This window comes from Gordonia sp. w5E2, assembly GCF_036540975.1.
In the GTDB taxonomy this organism is placed as follows: domain Bacteria; phylum Actinomycetota; class Actinomycetes; order Mycobacteriales; family Mycobacteriaceae; genus Gordonia; species Gordonia jacobaea.
Genome location: NZ_CP144213.1, coordinates 3,193,891 through 3,207,251, shown reverse-complemented (window position 1 = coordinate 3,207,251; position 13,361 = coordinate 3,193,891). Strand labels below are relative to the sequence as shown.

Below are 13,361 nucleotides of genomic sequence, written 5' to 3'. Positions count from 1 at the left end.
ATGACGTCGCTGCCGACCGGTGTCGGTACGGGTGTCGGCTCGATGCCGGGCACCGATCCGACTGAGGCCGCGGCGATCGTGGGCGGCGAACTCGACTTCACCTACCTCGCGGAGTTGCCCGCACGTGGCATCGGAGCCGACATGGTCGGCCGGATGGGCACTTTGCTCGTCGACATGCCGATCGACGCGGGGCCGTGGGGCTACCGACTCGCGGCACGACCCTCGGCCGTCACCCGTGCGGCGTCGGACTACCTGCGATTCGACCTCGACGCGCTCGAAGAGCTTTGGGACACAGCGGGATTCATCGGTACCGGGCGTCAGGTCAAGGTCGCGGTGTGCGGACCCTTCACCTTCTCCGCCTCGGTCGAGCTGCCCAATGGGCACAAGGTGCTCCGCGATGCGGGCGCGTGGCATGACGTCGTCGAGTCGACGGCCGAGGGACTGCGCGAGCACGCCGCGGAGGTTGCCAGACGTCTGGGCGCGCAGGTGACCGTGCAACTCGACGAACCTCTGATCGGAGCCGTCCTCGACGGCACGGTGACCCCGCTGACCCGACTCGATCCGATCCGCGCGATCCCACTCCCCGAGGTAGTGGACGCGCTCGCGGGCATCGTCGAACAGGTGGGTAGACCGGCGATCGTGCACAACTGCGGGGCGCCACGCTGGGATCTGATCGGACGGTTGCGCGGCGTCGGACATTCGGTGGAGCTCGACGCCGCGATCTCGTCGGGGCCGGACGTACTCGACACCGAGACCCTCGACGGGATCGGTGAGCTGATCGAACGCGGCGATGTCCTCGTCGCGGGTGTGGTGTCGGCTCAGCGAGCCGACCGACGGGCCCGCGCCGAGACGGTCGCGAGCGGGTTGGCCGCGATCACCGATCGGATCGGACTGGATCGAAAAGTGTTGTCCGACAACGTTATCGCGACTCCGACGTGTGGTCTGGCCGGAGCCTCGCCTGCCTGGGCACGCACGGCCCTCGGCATCTGTGCACGCGCAGGGGAACTGCTGTCGGAGGACCCGCAGGCGCTGTGACGGCCGCGTGGGGGCTGGCGGCGTTGGGACTGGTGTGGGGTCCGGCGCTCACCTGAATGTGTGTCGTTTCGAAAGATGTGGGCGCTGCAGCACACACATCCTCGGATTCGACACACATTCAGCTCGGTGGGTCGGTCCGACAGCCGAGTCGACGCCTCAGAGCGGCGGCAGCTTGGCCAACGACTTCTTCGGCGCCACGTGACGGTAGCTCGCATCGAGAAGCTCGGCGACCTCGTCCCAGTCGGTCTTCTTGTCGAGAAGCATTCCGAGCCAGCCGTATACGCCGACGTACGCGGGCAGGAAGATCCGCGGATCGTCGACGAGGGCGTCGCGTTCGGCGTCGTCGGGGATGAACAGCAACGACTGGTCGTGGCGTTCGCCGCCCTTGATGCTGCCGCCGTACGTGCCGAACATCTTCCCGCAGCGGAACGTCGGACGGCCGTGCGCGACCACCTCGGTGGTGTCGGGTAGCGCGAGTGCGATTGCGCGCACCCGGCCGAGGAGCGGATCGGCGTCGTCGAACACGATGGGGTGCGGCATGAGTCGACGATAGGCGACGGTAGCCGAGCGGGAGGGCGTGTCGGTGCCCTTCGATAGTCTTTGAGGGTGGCACAAGACGTCGGAACCACGGATCCCACGACGAGGGACCCCAGCGCAGACCTGCGTGAGCAGTGGTCGAAGCTCGCCGAAGAGATTCGCGACCACCAGTTCCGCTATTACGTCAAGGACGCGCCGATCATCTCCGACGGCGAGTTCGACCGTCTCCTGCGTGAGTTGCAAGAACTCGAGGACACGCATCCCGAGCTCGCAACGCCCGATTCTCCGACCAAGTTGGTCGGCGGCGGATTCTCCACGGCGTTCACCCCGGTCGACCACCTCGAGCGGATGCTGTCGCTCGACAACGTCTTCGACGGCGACGAGATGCGTACGTGGGTCTCGCGGGTCGAGGAAGAAGTCGGTGTCGGCACCGAGTACCTGTGCGAACTCAAGATCGACGGCGTCGCGCTCGCGCTGGTCTACATCGACGGCGTGCTCGACCACGCCGTCACCCGCGGCGACGGACGCACCGGTGAAGACGTCACGCTCAACGCCCGCACCATCGAAGACGTCCCGGCGCGGCTGACCGCGACCGACGAGTACCCGATACCGCACGTGCTCGAAGTCCGCGGTGAGGTGTTCTTCCGCGTCGAGGATTTCGAGGCGCTCAACGCATCACTCGTCGACGACGGCAAGGCCCCCTTCGCCAACCCGCGCAACTCGGCGGCGGGTTCGTTGCGGCAGAAGAACCCGCAGATCACTGCGAAGCGTCGGCTCAGGATGATCTGTCACGGACTCGGCCACACCGAGGGCTGGAAGCCCAAGTCTCTGCACGACGCCTACCTCGCGATCGGGGCGTGGGGACTACCGGTGTCGACGCACACAACCAAGGTGTCGGGAGCCGACGCGATCCTCGACCGCATCGCGTACTGGGGCGAGCACAGGCACGACGTCGAGCACGAGATCGACGGCATCGTCGTCAAGGTCGACGACTTTGCCAAGCAGCGTCGGCTTGGCTCGACCTCCCGTGCACCTCGCTGGGCGATCGCCTACAAGTACCCGCCCGAGGAGGCCACCACCAAGCTCCTCGACATCAAGGTCGGCGTCGGCCGGACGGGCCGCGTCACCCCATTCGCCTTCATGGAACCGGTGTTGGTCGCAGGCTCGACGGTCTCGCGTGCCACGCTGCACAACGAGTCCGAGGTCCGTCGGAAGGGTGTGCTGATCGGCGACACGGTCACCATCCGCAAGGCAGGCGACGTGATCCCCGAGGTACTCGGGCCCGTGGTGGAGTTGCGCGACGGCAGCGAGCGTGCATTCGTGATGCCGGAGCGCTGCCCCGAATGCGGCTCCACGCTGCGGCCCGAGAAAGACAGCGACGCCGACATCCGTTGCCCCAACGCGAAATCCTGTCCCGCGCAGTTGCGTGAGCGGCTGTTCCACCTCGCGGGTCGCGGCGCCTTCGACATCGAAGCGCTCGGGTACGAAGCAGCGACAGCGCTGCTGGGTTCCGGAGTCATCGTCAACGAGGGCGACCTCTTCTCACTGACCGCCGACGACCTCGCCAAGGTCGACCTGTTCACCACCAAGGACGGCAAACTCTCGGCGAACGGCAAGCGTCTGCTCGTCAATCTGCAAGGCGCCAAGGATGTTCCGCTCTGGCGCGTGCTCGTCGCGCTGTCGATCCGCCACGTCGGACCCACCGCGGCGCGTTCTCTCGCAACCGAATTCGGCTCGCTGCAGGCGATCGAAGACGCGACGCCCGAGCAACTCGCCGACGTCGAGGGACTCGGCGGAACGCTCGCGCAGAGTATTCACGACTGGTTCGCCGTCGACTGGCATCGCGAAGTCGTCGAGAAGTGGCGTGCCGCAGGGGTTTCGATGGAAGACGAGCGCGATGAGTCCATCGTGCGCACGCTCGAGGGCAAGACCATCGTCGTCACCGGCTCGCTGCAGGACTTCTCCCGCGACGGCGCCAAGGAAGCAATCCTGGCGCGCGGCGGCAAGGCGTCGGGCTCGGTGTCGAAGAAAACCGACTACGTCGTCGTCGGCGATTCCCCGGGCAGCAAAGCTGCGAAGGCCGAACAACTCGGGGTGCCCGTGATCGACGAAGACGGTTTCAAGCACCTGCTGGAGACGGGGGAGGGGCCGGCGGCTGCCCTTCCGGAGTCCGACGCGGAGCCGAGTTGAGCAGTGAGGTCCTGAACTCCGAAACCGTGTGCGGGAGCCACAGCGCCTGCACAGGGGTCAGCGGCGGATCGTCGAAATCCTTGACGATGACTCGATTTTCGTGACTCGTGCCCACCGGATCGGTCACGAATGCGACAGCGTCGTCGTCGACGAGCACCGCCGTCGCGGGCGGCGCACCTTGGACGCGGCAGATGCGCAACGTCGGCTCCAAGCCGCCGCCGCGCAGGTGCGCGACCAGAAAGTCGGTGTAGAAGGAATGCCGTTCCGGTGCCCACACCACGATGGGCACGTCTAGGAGCGAGCTCACCGAGACGGTGTCCGCGTCGGCCAAGCGGTGGTCTGCTGCCATCGCCAGCCGCAACGGGTGGTAGGTGACGATCGACGACGTCAGTTGCGGTGGTGTCTCGACGCCTCGGCGCAACACCACATTGAGCTCGCCCGACAGTAATTGGTCGGTGAATCGATCGGGAAATGTCTTGACCAGCGTCACCGATACAGCGGGATGCAGCCGCAGTGCGGGTTCGACGAGCGCGAAGACCTCGTCGCTCGACAGGGCGGGCGAGTGTCCGATGGTGAATGCGTCGGGGACGCCCGCGGCTCGACGTCGGACCGACCGTGCGAGTTCGCGCGCGCCCGCGAGCAGTGGAAGCGCACCCTCGAGGAGATTCTCGCCTGCGGCGGTCAACACGAGGCGTCGACCTGTCCGGTCGAACAACGTCACGCCGACCTCGCGCTCGAGTTGTCTCAGCGCCGTCGATAGCGCCTGCTGGGTGAGGAACATCTGTTCCGCCGCCGCAGCCAGAGTCCCGGCCTGCGCGACCGCGACGAACTGTTCAAGTCGCCGGGTGTCCAGCGCGGCAGCGTCGTCCAACTCAGCCATAGCGCAAATCTTACTTGAGTAAGGTCCAGGAAGATCCGATTGAATTGGAGTTTTGGGATTCCTACCGTCGGAGGCATGACGCAGAATCAGAGCTCATCCGTTCTCACTCGCCCTCTCGACGGCAAGAGTGCCGTCGTGGCGGCAGGTGCGAAGAATCTCGGTGGACTCGTGTCGCGCGATCTCGCGGGACTCGGCGCCAACGTCGCCGTCCACTACAACAGCGATGCCAGCAGGCCGGAGGCGGAGAAGACCGCGGCCGCGGTCGAAGAACTGGGCGGCAAGGCGATCATTGTCCAGGGAGACCTCACCGCTCCTGCCGCGGTCGCCGCGCTCTTCGACGAGGCCGTCGGCGCATTCGGTGGCGTCGACATCGCGGTCAACACCGTGGGCAAAGTGCTTCGCAAGCCCATCGTCGAAACGACTGAGGCCGAATACGATTCGATGTTCGACATCAATGCGAAGGCTGCGTACTTCTTCCTGCAGGAAGCAGGAAAGCGGCTCAACGACGACGGTGCGATCATCACCATCGTCACGTCTCTGCTCGCGGCCTACACCGACGGCTACTCGACGTACGCCGGCGGTAAGGCGCCTGTCGAGCACTTCACCCGCGCGGCTTCCAAGGAGTTCGCCGATCGCGGCATCTCGGTCAACAACATCGGCCCCGGACCGATGGACACGCCGTTCTTCTATCCGCAAGAGACACCGGAGCGTGTGGAATTCCACAAGTCACAGGCGATGGGAAACCGGCTCACCCGAATCGAAGACATCGCGCCGATCGTGACCTTCCTTGCGACAGAGGGGCATTGGATCACCGGACAAACGATCTTCGCGAACGGCGGGTACACCACGCGCTGACCCGGTCAGACTGGATTCTGGCTGTACTTCCTCACCTGGCGCCGACGGATTGCTCGCGTGTCCGGGTGCCTGCCCGACCCGATTCATCAAGGGAGATGACATGACCACCTCGCTACCCGCGCCCGTCGCCGCGTCGATCGACGCGACGAATGCCGGTGATCTGCAGGCGTTCCTCGACGCCTTCACGCCGGACGGTTCCGTCGACGATTGGGGGCGGGTCTTCACCGGACCCGACGCGATCACCGGCTGGAGCGACAACGAATTCATCGGCAAGAACGTCACGCTCGACGTCACGAAGGCTACGACGGCCGGTGCCGACACCGTCGTCATCGCGACTGTGGGCGGAGACGGATTCAACGGTCCGTCGACATTCACCTACACGGTCAACGGAGACAAGTTGTCGCGCATGACAATTCGCGAGTGACGCGTCGTCGTTACGGTGACGGCATCCCCGCCGAATGCCGCCTGGCTACGACTCGGTGCGCAGCACAGTGCTGACGATGCCCGAGAGGTAACTGAGGCGCGCGATCTCCGACGGTCGGAAGTCTGGGCCGCCGATCCTGCCGAGCAGCACCGCTTTTCGGCCGTCGCCGAGCGGGGCTGCTGCCATTCGCGTGTCCATGTCCTGCCAGGCGCCGGGGACCCAGTCGGCGTCGGGGTCGAGTTGCGCGGCCTCGCTGAGCGGAAGCCAGTCAGCGCTGGTCAGCGGCGTCTCGGGTGCGCCGGAGCTGCCGTAGAGTGCGAGGACACCACCCGCCGCCCGGGTGACGACCATCGCCCACGACACGCGCAGTACGCGTGGCGCGTTGTCGACGAGGACCTGTAGCCGGTCGTGGTCGGCGGTGGCCACCTGGTCGACGAGCTCGAGTTCGCGGTGGGTGTCGAGTAGTCCGCTGTAGGGACGAATGGAGTCGACGCGCACACCGGTGACTCTTTCGGCCGCGGTGATCAACGCATCGGGAAGTGAGCCGGGCGCGACGTCGACGACGAGGTCGTCGACGGCGTAGCCGTCACCTCGTTCGACGACCTCGAGGGACAGGATGTCAGCGCCGACGGACCCGAGCTGCACGGCGAGCAGTCCGAGGCTGCCGGGGCGGTCCTCGAGGTACACGCGCAGCAGATATGACACGTGCGACATTGTCGCACCGTGGCCGCGGGCGTGCTCGGATGGCATCGGCCGCGTGCTGCCGCCACGATGGAGGACATGGTTTCGGTTCCCGATCACGACGACGCGCCCGGCACACAGCACGTCACGACGTCCGTCGCGCGACGCATCGAGTCCGGGCGTGAACACGACTTCGTCACCTGGACGGACGCCGGGATCGCGCTGGCCCGTACGTTCCCCGGCTTTCTCGGCGGCGGATGGTTGCGGTCGAGCAGCAAACCCGACGAGTACTACGTCGTCTACCGCTTCGCCGACGACGACGCGCTCGAGGATTGGAACTCCTCGCCGGTGCGCAAAGCGTGGTTGTCTCGCGGTGAGGGTGTGGCCGTCGAGTATGCGACGCATCGCCTCTCGGGTATCGAGGGGTGGTTCGAGCCACAGTCGACGCTGACCAACGCGGTCCGGGTGATGGGTGCGCCGCCGCCGCGGTGGAAGCAGGCGGTCACCATCTGGCTGGGATTCTTCCCGATGTCGCTGCTGATCAACTTCCTGGTGATTCCCCATCTCGGTGGGATGCCACTGGTGCTCAAGACGTTGATCGCGACGCTGATCAACACCCCGCTCATGGTGTACCTGGTGCTGCCGTGGATCACTCGTCGCCTCAAGAGGTGGCTTCACTGACGAGCGTCGGGGTCCGGCCTCGCCGTGCCAGATCGTCGTCGAGTACCGCGTCGACTCGGCCGAGACCGTCGTCGCCTAGGCTTGATGGGGTTGTCGGTGCGCTGTTGCCGATGCCGGTGGTTTTGCTGGTGAGGAAGGACGTGATCTCTTCAAATGTCTGACGGATCTGGGTCGGAGGACGCAGGGTCGACGATCTCGCGTGAACAGGTCGCGCACCTGGCGCGGCTGTCGCGACTCGCGCTGAGCGACGACGAGCTCGATCTCTATGCGCAACAGCTCGATTCGATCTTGGCGCATGTGGCGCAGGTCTCCGAGGTCGCTGCCGACGACGTCCCGCCGACCGCCCACCCGGCGGCGCTGGCCAACGTGTTGCGCGAAGACGTCGTCAAGCCCGGCCTGACCACCGAAGAGGCGCTCTCCGGTGCGCCCGCCGTCGAGCAGGACCGGTTCGCCGTTCCGCAGATCCTGGGGGAGGAACAGTGAGTTCTCAGACACCGGCCACCCGCGCCGCCACCGATATCACCGGACTGTCCGCCGCAGAGCTCGGCGAGAAGATCGCCTCCCGTGAGCTCTCGTCTGTCGAGGTCACCCAGGCGCACCTCGACCGCATCGCCGAGATCGACGACCAACTCGGTGCATTCCTGCATGTGAGCAGCTCCGAGGCGCTCGTCGCCGCCAAGGCCGCCGACGACGCCGTTGCGGCAGGAGAGGCGTCATCGCCGCTCACCGGCGTGCCGCTCGCACTCAAGGACGTGTTCACGACGACCGACGCGCCCACTACCTGCGGCTCGAAGATTCTCGAGGGCTGGGTCCCGCCCTACGACGCGACCGTGACCGCGCGGCTGCGTGCGGCGGGCATCCCGATCCTCGGCAAGACCAACATGGACGAGTTCGCGATGGGCAGTTCCACCGAGAACTCCGCCTATCAGGTGACCCGCAATCCCTGGGACACCACACGCATCCCGGGCGGTTCCGGTGGTGGCAGCGCTGCGGCGCTCGCGTCGTACCAGGCGCCCCTCGCGATCGGCACCGACACCGGTGGCTCGATCCGTCAGCCCGCCGCGGTCACCGCGACGGTCGGCGTCAAGCCGACCTACGGCACGGTGTCCCGCTACGGACTCGTCGCCTGCGCGTCGTCGTTGGATCAGGGTGGCCCATGCGGGCGCACCGTCCTCGACACCGCGCTGCTCCACGAGGTCATCGCGGGACACGACCCGCGCGACTCCACCTCGATCGACGTGGCCGTGCCCGATGTCGTCGGCGCTGCACGCGCGGGCGCGTCCGGCGATCTGACGGGTGTGCGGGTCGGCGTGGTCACCGAACTCCAGGGGGAGGGTTACCAGCCCGGCGTGCTCGCGTCGTTCGAGCAGGCTGTCGCAACGCTCACCGAGCGTGGCGCCGAGGTCGTCGAGGTCTCCTGCCCGCACTTCACCTACGCTCTCGGCGCGTACTACCTCATCCTCCCCAGTGAGGTGTCGTCGAACCTCGCTCGTTTCGACGGCATGCGGTACGGGCTGCGCGTCGGCGACGACGGCAAGCACAGCGCCGAAGAGGTCATGGCACTGACACGCGAGGCCGGATTCGGTCCAGAAGTCAAGCGCCGCATCATGATCGGTACCTACGCCTTGTCGTCTGGCTACTACGACGCGTACTACGGCCAGGCGCAGAAGGTCCGCACGCTGATCGCGCGCGACTTCGCCACGGCCTTCGAGAGCGTCGACGTCCTCGTCTCGCCGACGACGCCGACCACCGCGTTCCCCATCGGCGACAAGGTCGACGATCCGCTGAGCATGTACCTGTTCGACCTGTGCACGCTCCCGGTGAATCTCGCTGGTGTCGGAGCGATGTCGGTGCCGTCCGGGCTGTCGGTCGACGACGGGCTGCCCGTCGGGCTGCAGATCATGGCTCCGGCCCTCGCCGACGACCGGCTCTACCGGGTGGGCGCAGCGTACGAGGCCGCCCGCGGTCCGATCGTCTGATCGGTTTCGGGCAGGCCGTGCGCCTGATCCGGACCGGAGTACCGGTGGCCGACGCCTGCGGGGCCGTCGAGCGACCCCAGCAGGTCGGCGGAGTTCTGCACGAACGTCACCAGGGGAAGCCACGGAACGCGTCGGGTCGGTCTGCCGACTGTGACCGTCTCGGAAGGTCTAGACGGAGCGCGCCAGATCGCCGCCGGTGACCACGTGGTCACCGGGTCGGTTGCATTGGCGACCACCATGCGCGGCGATCCGTGCGCGTGCGTCGCGATGGTGTCTGCGGGAACCCCGGAGAGAACGGTGGCCCTGACAGTGCCGGGTCGATGATCGTCGGCCCAGACCCGTGCCGTCTCCGCTCCGATCGCTCCGAGGCTCTGGCCGTACAGGATGATGCGCGGACGATGCTGTGCGGGAACAGAATCGAGCGTTGCTGTTACTGCCGTGACCACCGCGACAGACGCGCGTCCGGCCGCACCCCGGTCGGTGACGAATGCCCGCCACGACTGCGACGACGCGTAGCGGGGCGTGATGGTGCGCATCCGGCCGACGCGCTCACCGATCGCCGTGACCGCGCCGGCGTCGATCCACCCCGAGCCCGTCGGGACCGCGATCAACACCGCGTCGTCACCGCGGCCGCCCGCGTCGACCCATTGCTGGACAAGGGCATTCGCGTCGCGTGCGCTGGATACCGGTGCGCTCAACGTCGACGCCGACGCTGAGCCCGAGACGGGCGTGAGCAGTCCGGCGGCAACCGAGACAGCGCCTGCGACGGCCAGCGCGCTCAGGCGTGGCAGCCAGACGATCGCGGCGACAACCGCGGCTGTCGGTCCGACGAGCAACACCACCCACTCGATGCCGACAGGGGCATAGCCGAGCTCGCCGCGAATTCCGTTCTGCCACCACATGTTCGCCGTAGCCGCGACCACAAGGAACGTGCACGCTGCCACAAGCGGTGACCATCGAGTCGCACTCCGGGAACGATGGCACAGTCTCAGTCCGACCAGCGTGGCACTCACGACGATGGCTGCGCACCCGGCAACGACGACACCTGCGAGCCACGGCGTCCGCGGAAGCGGGGACGGCCAGAGCCCGATCCCGGTGGCGAGCACAATCGCCCAGGCGATCGCCGGGTGAGGAGGTGCAGGTGCGCTGAGTGCTCGATCGGTTCCCGGGATCGTCATCGTGTCGCCCCCGACGATGCCTGTGTGCCATCGCGTTCGACGTCGCTGTTGCCATCGGGATCGTCGTGGACGAGGTGCCCGATGGCCGACGACGTCGCGGCGAGCACGTTGCCGCGGTCCTGTGGTGGGCCGTCGCCTTCATGCCAGGTGTTGAGTCCGACCCCCACCCGTGCCAGCTCCGCCGCACCCATACACAGCGGATCGTGACAGGTTTCGCGCATCCGCGTCACCAGGGCGGTGTCGAGACCCAGTCGCGCCCAGGGGCCCAACGGATTTCCGACCCGCGCCGCGTAGCGCAGCATGTCGTAGCCGAAATCATGTGTGCGGCACAGTGGTTCGAACCTCGCGGGAATGGGTACAGGTGACGAGCAATCGCCGCCGGGATTGCTCGCATCGTCGCCGTCGAGCACCGGCGAGTACCCCATCCTGGATGCGAAGTCGGACGGGAGCGCCGCGATCGCTCCCGCGCCGTTGCGATCGAGAAGCTGTCGGACGACCGCAGCCGCAGCGGGATCTCCGGTTCCGCCGTCGGAGACTTCACTATTGGACGTGGACTGGATGGTCGACGACTGCGCGGTCGCGTGGCCTGCTGGCGTCATCGGCAGTGCGGTGAACGCGGCGACGCCGACGAGCAGGAGTGCGGCTGACCAGCGTCGACGTCTCTGGGTGTTGCGGGGGAGTCGGTGGCTCGAAGTCATGTGATCGACGCTAGAAATGCAGAGCACAACCCCACATCGGCCGCGAGTGGGGTTGTCCCACAGTCCATTCGCAGTGCCCGCCGTCGTCGACCTGCTACCCCGGAGCGATCCCGATCTCCCTCTTAGGTATGAGGACATCGGGAACGTGCTCGCCTACGGTGGACGTCGAGGTGATCTGATGATGAAGCACGTGCGGACCGGGCTCCGTAAGGCCGGTTCCGCCTTCGTCGACGAGGTGCGCGCTACTCCAGCGCTGTCGGATCCCGATCTACGACGCTACTTCTCGTCGCGCATGAATGTCTTCTTCCTCCTGTGTGCCGCAGTGCTGTTCGCAGTGGCGTGGCCGACGTCGAGCCTGACGCACGACGTCCCGGCGTACGCGATGCCGGCGGTTGCCGCGGCAATCGCATGGCCGGTCGCGCTGGCATGGTCGGCTCCCGTTGTGGGATGGGCGATCTCGTTGCTCGCGGCGATGATCATCGGGTCGGTGGTTCCCACCGTCAACGGGTGGCCATGGTCGATCCAGGTGACGCACATCATCGCGATCCTGGTGCTGTCGTTCATGGCCGCACTCCGATGCCCGCTCCGGTGGCTGCCGGTGATCTGGTTGGCGTCGACGTTGGTGATGACGAATTCGGCCCCCGACGACCAGCGGCCGGGATGGATCTTCGGTCTGACGTTCGGTGCCATCGTCATCGCCCTTGTGCGCGGGCTGCTGGCATCTCGTAGGCAGCTGGCCGAGCGCACCCAGGAGACCAAGGCGGCGGAATCCGAGGCGGCCGTCCTGCAGGAGCGTGCACGCATCGCGCGTGACCTCCACGACGTCGTTGCCCACCGGATGTCGATGGTGGTGGTGATGGCGCAGACCGCTCGGTATCGACTGCCCGACGTCAGCGACGCCGCTGCGGCCGAATTCGACGCGATCGCCGTCGCGGCGCGCACCTCGCTCGACGAGGTGCGCCAGCTTCTCGGCGTGCTGCGTGAACCCGACGACACCTCGAATGAGTCGAGTGCGCGGACAGCGCCCAACCCCGGGCTCGAACACATCGAGTCGTTGGTCGAGGCGACACGTCGGGCAGGAGCCGACGTGCAGTTGCATCTGGCGACGCCCGGAACGGACGTCGGCGAGGCGTCGGGTCTGGCCGTGTATCGGATCGTGCAGGAGTCCCTGGCCAACGCCACCCGCCATGCGCCGGGAGCGCGGACAGACATCTGGCTGCGCGACGGTGCGCAAGGTCAGCTCGAGCTCGCAGTCGTCAACGGTCCGGGCACCGAACCGCCGCTGGATCTTGCGGGCAACGGCGCCGGTATCCCCGGTATGACGGATCGGGCGCGCAGCGTCGGCGGATCACTCGTCACCGCGCTCACCCCTGACGGCGGATTCGCCGTCCGCGCGTGGGTTCCCACCGGAAACCAGCGCGCGATCACTTCATCGGACCCCGCTGGTTCATCAAATACAGCTTCATCAGATACAGATTCTTCAGATACACATTCATCGGATACAGAAAGGTAGCGTGCATCCGGTGCCGATCACGCTTGTCATCGTCGACGACCAGGCGATGGTCCGACAAGGATTCTCGGCGTTACTCGCCGCCCAACCCGACTTCTCGGTGCTCGGTGATGCCGCCGACGGCGTCGAGGCGGTCGAACTGTGTGCCAGGGTGAGCCCCGACGTGGTGCTCATGGATGTGCGGATGCCCAGGCGCGATGGGTTGTGGGCGGCGCAGCGCATTCTGGCGAGTCAGGCGGGCGTCGAATCCGGTACGGGCGCAGGCGTTCCGGCGAACGGCGCCGCGGGCAAGACGCGCGTGCTGATGTTGACGACCTTCGACATCGACGACTACGTGTACGAAGCGCTGCGGATCGGGGCGTCGGGATTTCTGCTCAAGGATGCGCCCGCCGACGAGCTCGTCCGGGCTGTGCGGGTCGTCGCGGCGGGCGATGCGTTGCTCGCGCCGTCGATCACCCGCCGACTCATCGCCGAGGTGACCTCGCGTCGCGAGCGACGCACCAGGTCACCGGAACTCGCATCGCTGACTCCACGTGAGCGTGAAGTGCTCGAATTGGTGGCTGAGGGAAAGTCGAACGCAGAGATCGCAGGCGAGCTGTTCGTCACCGAGCAGACCGTCAAGACGCACGTGAGTGGGCTGCTGGGAAAACTCGGCCTGCGCGATCGTGCCCAAGCCGTCGTCTACGCCTACGAGCATGGTGTGAAGTGACGAA

14 protein-coding genes are annotated in these 13,361 nt (G+C 66.7%); 9 read left to right on the top strand and 5 right to left on the bottom strand.

Annotated elements, in window-relative coordinates; genetic code table 11:
* Positions 1–1,035, top strand: a complete 1,035-nt coding sequence (locus RND64_RS14450; protein WP_049698415.1) for a vitamin-B12 independent methionine synthase — start codon at positions 1–3, stop codon at positions 1,033–1,035.
* A 156-nt stretch (positions 1,036–1,191) separates the two neighbouring features.
* On the opposite strand, the gene RND64_RS14445 is transcribed toward RND64_RS14450, so the two are convergent.
* The gene (locus RND64_RS14445; RefSeq protein ID WP_049698414.1) at positions 1,192–1,575 is read right to left on the bottom strand and encodes an MmcQ/YjbR family DNA-binding protein; all 384 of its coding nucleotides are present in this window, start codon (positions 1,573–1,575) and stop codon (positions 1,192–1,194) included.
* Between the two features lie 66 nt (positions 1,576–1,641).
* Here RND64_RS14445 and ligA point away from each other — a divergent pair, with 66 nt between their 5' ends.
* Positions 1,642–3,762, top strand: a complete 2,121-nt coding sequence (gene ligA, locus RND64_RS14440) for an NAD-dependent DNA ligase LigA (RefSeq protein WP_049698413.1) — start codon at positions 1,642–1,644, stop codon at positions 3,760–3,762.
* On the opposite strand, the gene RND64_RS14435 is transcribed toward ligA, so the two are convergent.
* Positions 3,692–4,642 carry a LysR family transcriptional regulator gene (locus tag RND64_RS14435; RefSeq protein ID WP_331436084.1) on the bottom strand — a complete coding sequence of 317 codons (951 nt, stop codon included), beginning with the start codon at positions 4,640–4,642 and terminating at the stop codon, positions 3,692–3,694. The genes ligA and RND64_RS14435 overlap by 71 nt on opposite strands.
* Positions 4,643–4,717: 75 nt before the next feature.
* Here RND64_RS14435 and RND64_RS14430 point away from each other — a divergent pair, with 75 nt between their 5' ends.
* The gene (locus RND64_RS14430; RefSeq protein WP_049698411.1) at positions 4,718–5,497 is read left to right on the top strand and encodes an SDR family oxidoreductase; all 780 of its coding nucleotides are present in this window, start codon (positions 4,718–4,720) and stop codon (positions 5,495–5,497) included.
* A gap of 100 nt (positions 5,498–5,597) precedes the next feature.
* Positions 5,598–5,921 carry a nuclear transport factor 2 family protein gene (locus RND64_RS14425; protein WP_049698620.1) on the top strand — a complete coding sequence of 108 codons (324 nt, stop codon included), beginning with the start codon at positions 5,598–5,600 and terminating at the stop codon, positions 5,919–5,921.
* A 45-nt stretch (positions 5,922–5,966) separates the two neighbouring features.
* Here the strand turns inward: RND64_RS14425 and RND64_RS14420 are convergent, their stop codons facing one another.
* Positions 5,967–6,635, bottom strand: coding sequence for an amino acid-binding protein (locus tag RND64_RS14420; RefSeq protein WP_331436083.1), 669 nt, complete (start codon positions 6,633–6,635; stop codon positions 5,967–5,969).
* 57 nt (positions 6,636–6,692) lie between these two features.
* Between RND64_RS14420 and RND64_RS14415 the strand changes: the two genes are divergently transcribed.
* The 3 genes from RND64_RS14415 (at position 6,693) to gatA (ending at position 9,262) form a co-directional block, all read left to right on the top strand.
* Complete coding sequence (locus RND64_RS14415) at positions 6,693–7,283, top strand: antibiotic biosynthesis monooxygenase (RefSeq protein ID WP_049698619.1); 591 nt, start codon at positions 6,693–6,695, stop codon at positions 7,281–7,283.
* A gap of 153 nt (positions 7,284–7,436) precedes the next feature.
* Entirely contained in the window at positions 7,437–7,766 is a 330-nt protein-coding gene (gatC, locus tag RND64_RS14410) for an Asp-tRNA(Asn)/Glu-tRNA(Gln) amidotransferase subunit GatC (protein WP_049698409.1), read from the top strand.
* The gene (gene gatA / locus RND64_RS14405; protein ID WP_049698408.1) at positions 7,763–9,262 is read left to right on the top strand and encodes an Asp-tRNA(Asn)/Glu-tRNA(Gln) amidotransferase subunit GatA; all 1,500 of its coding nucleotides are present in this window, start codon (positions 7,763–7,765) and stop codon (positions 9,260–9,262) included. The genes gatC and gatA overlap by 4 nt, the downstream gene beginning before the upstream one ends.
* Here the strand turns inward: gatA and RND64_RS14400 are convergent.
* Positions 9,214–10,440, bottom strand: a complete 1,227-nt coding sequence (locus RND64_RS14400) for an alpha/beta-hydrolase family protein (RefSeq protein ID WP_049698407.1) — start codon at positions 10,438–10,440, stop codon at positions 9,214–9,216. The two genes, gatA and RND64_RS14400, sit on opposite strands and share 49 nt — an antisense overlap.
* Positions 10,437–11,138 (bottom strand): hypothetical protein, encoded by a 702-nt coding sequence (locus RND64_RS14395; protein ID WP_235434313.1) that lies wholly within the window; start codon positions 11,136–11,138, stop codon positions 10,437–10,439. The genes RND64_RS14400 and RND64_RS14395 overlap by 4 nt, the downstream gene beginning before the upstream one ends.
* Before the next feature lie 178 nt (positions 11,139–11,316).
* On the opposite strand from RND64_RS14395, the gene RND64_RS14390 reads away from it, so the two are divergent.
* Both RND64_RS14390 and RND64_RS14385 read left to right on the top strand, forming a co-directional pair.
* Entirely contained in the window at positions 11,317–12,651 is a 1,335-nt protein-coding gene (locus RND64_RS14390) for a sensor histidine kinase (protein ID WP_053117416.1), read from the top strand.
* Positions 12,652–12,661: 10 nt separating this feature from the next.
* Complete coding sequence (locus tag RND64_RS14385) at positions 12,662–13,357, top strand: LuxR C-terminal-related transcriptional regulator (protein WP_049698617.1); 696 nt, start codon at positions 12,662–12,664, stop codon at positions 13,355–13,357.
* Positions 13,358–13,361 lie beyond the last annotated feature (4 nt).

What these genes read in the sequence shown, in the direction of transcription:
- RND64_RS14450 (WP_049698415.1), top strand. Translation starts at nt 1, where the DNA reads ATGACGTCGCTGCCGACCGGTGTCGGTACGGGTGTCGGCTCGATGCCG.
- RND64_RS14445 (WP_049698414.1), bottom strand. Translation starts at nt 1,575, where the DNA reads ATGCCGCACCCCATCGTGTTCGACGACGCCGATCCGCTCCTCGGCCGG.
- RND64_RS14435 (WP_331436084.1), bottom strand. Translation starts at nt 4,642, where the DNA reads ATGGCTGAGTTGGACGACGCTGCCGCGCTGGACACCCGGCGACTTGAA.
- RND64_RS14430 (WP_049698411.1), top strand. Translation starts at nt 4,718, where the DNA reads ATGACGCAGAATCAGAGCTCATCCGTTCTCACTCGCCCTCTCGACGGC.
- RND64_RS14425 (WP_049698620.1), top strand. Translation starts at nt 5,598, where the DNA reads ATGACCACCTCGCTACCCGCGCCCGTCGCCGCGTCGATCGACGCGACG.
- RND64_RS14420 (WP_331436083.1), bottom strand. Translation starts at nt 6,635, where the DNA reads ATGTCGCACGTGTCATATCTGCTGCGCGTGTACCTCGAGGACCGCCCC.
- RND64_RS14415 (WP_049698619.1), top strand. Translation starts at nt 6,693, where the DNA reads ATGGAGGACATGGTTTCGGTTCCCGATCACGACGACGCGCCCGGCACA.
- gatC (WP_049698409.1), top strand. Translation starts at nt 7,437, where the DNA reads ATGTCTGACGGATCTGGGTCGGAGGACGCAGGGTCGACGATCTCGCGT.
- RND64_RS14400 (WP_049698407.1), bottom strand. Translation starts at nt 10,440, where the DNA reads ATGACGATCCCGGGAACCGATCGAGCACTCAGCGCACCTGCACCTCCT.
- RND64_RS14395 (WP_235434313.1), bottom strand. Translation starts at nt 11,138, where the DNA reads ATGACTTCGAGCCACCGACTCCCCCGCAACACCCAGAGACGTCGACGC.
- RND64_RS14390 (WP_053117416.1), top strand. Translation starts at nt 11,317, where the DNA reads ATGATGAAGCACGTGCGGACCGGGCTCCGTAAGGCCGGTTCCGCCTTC.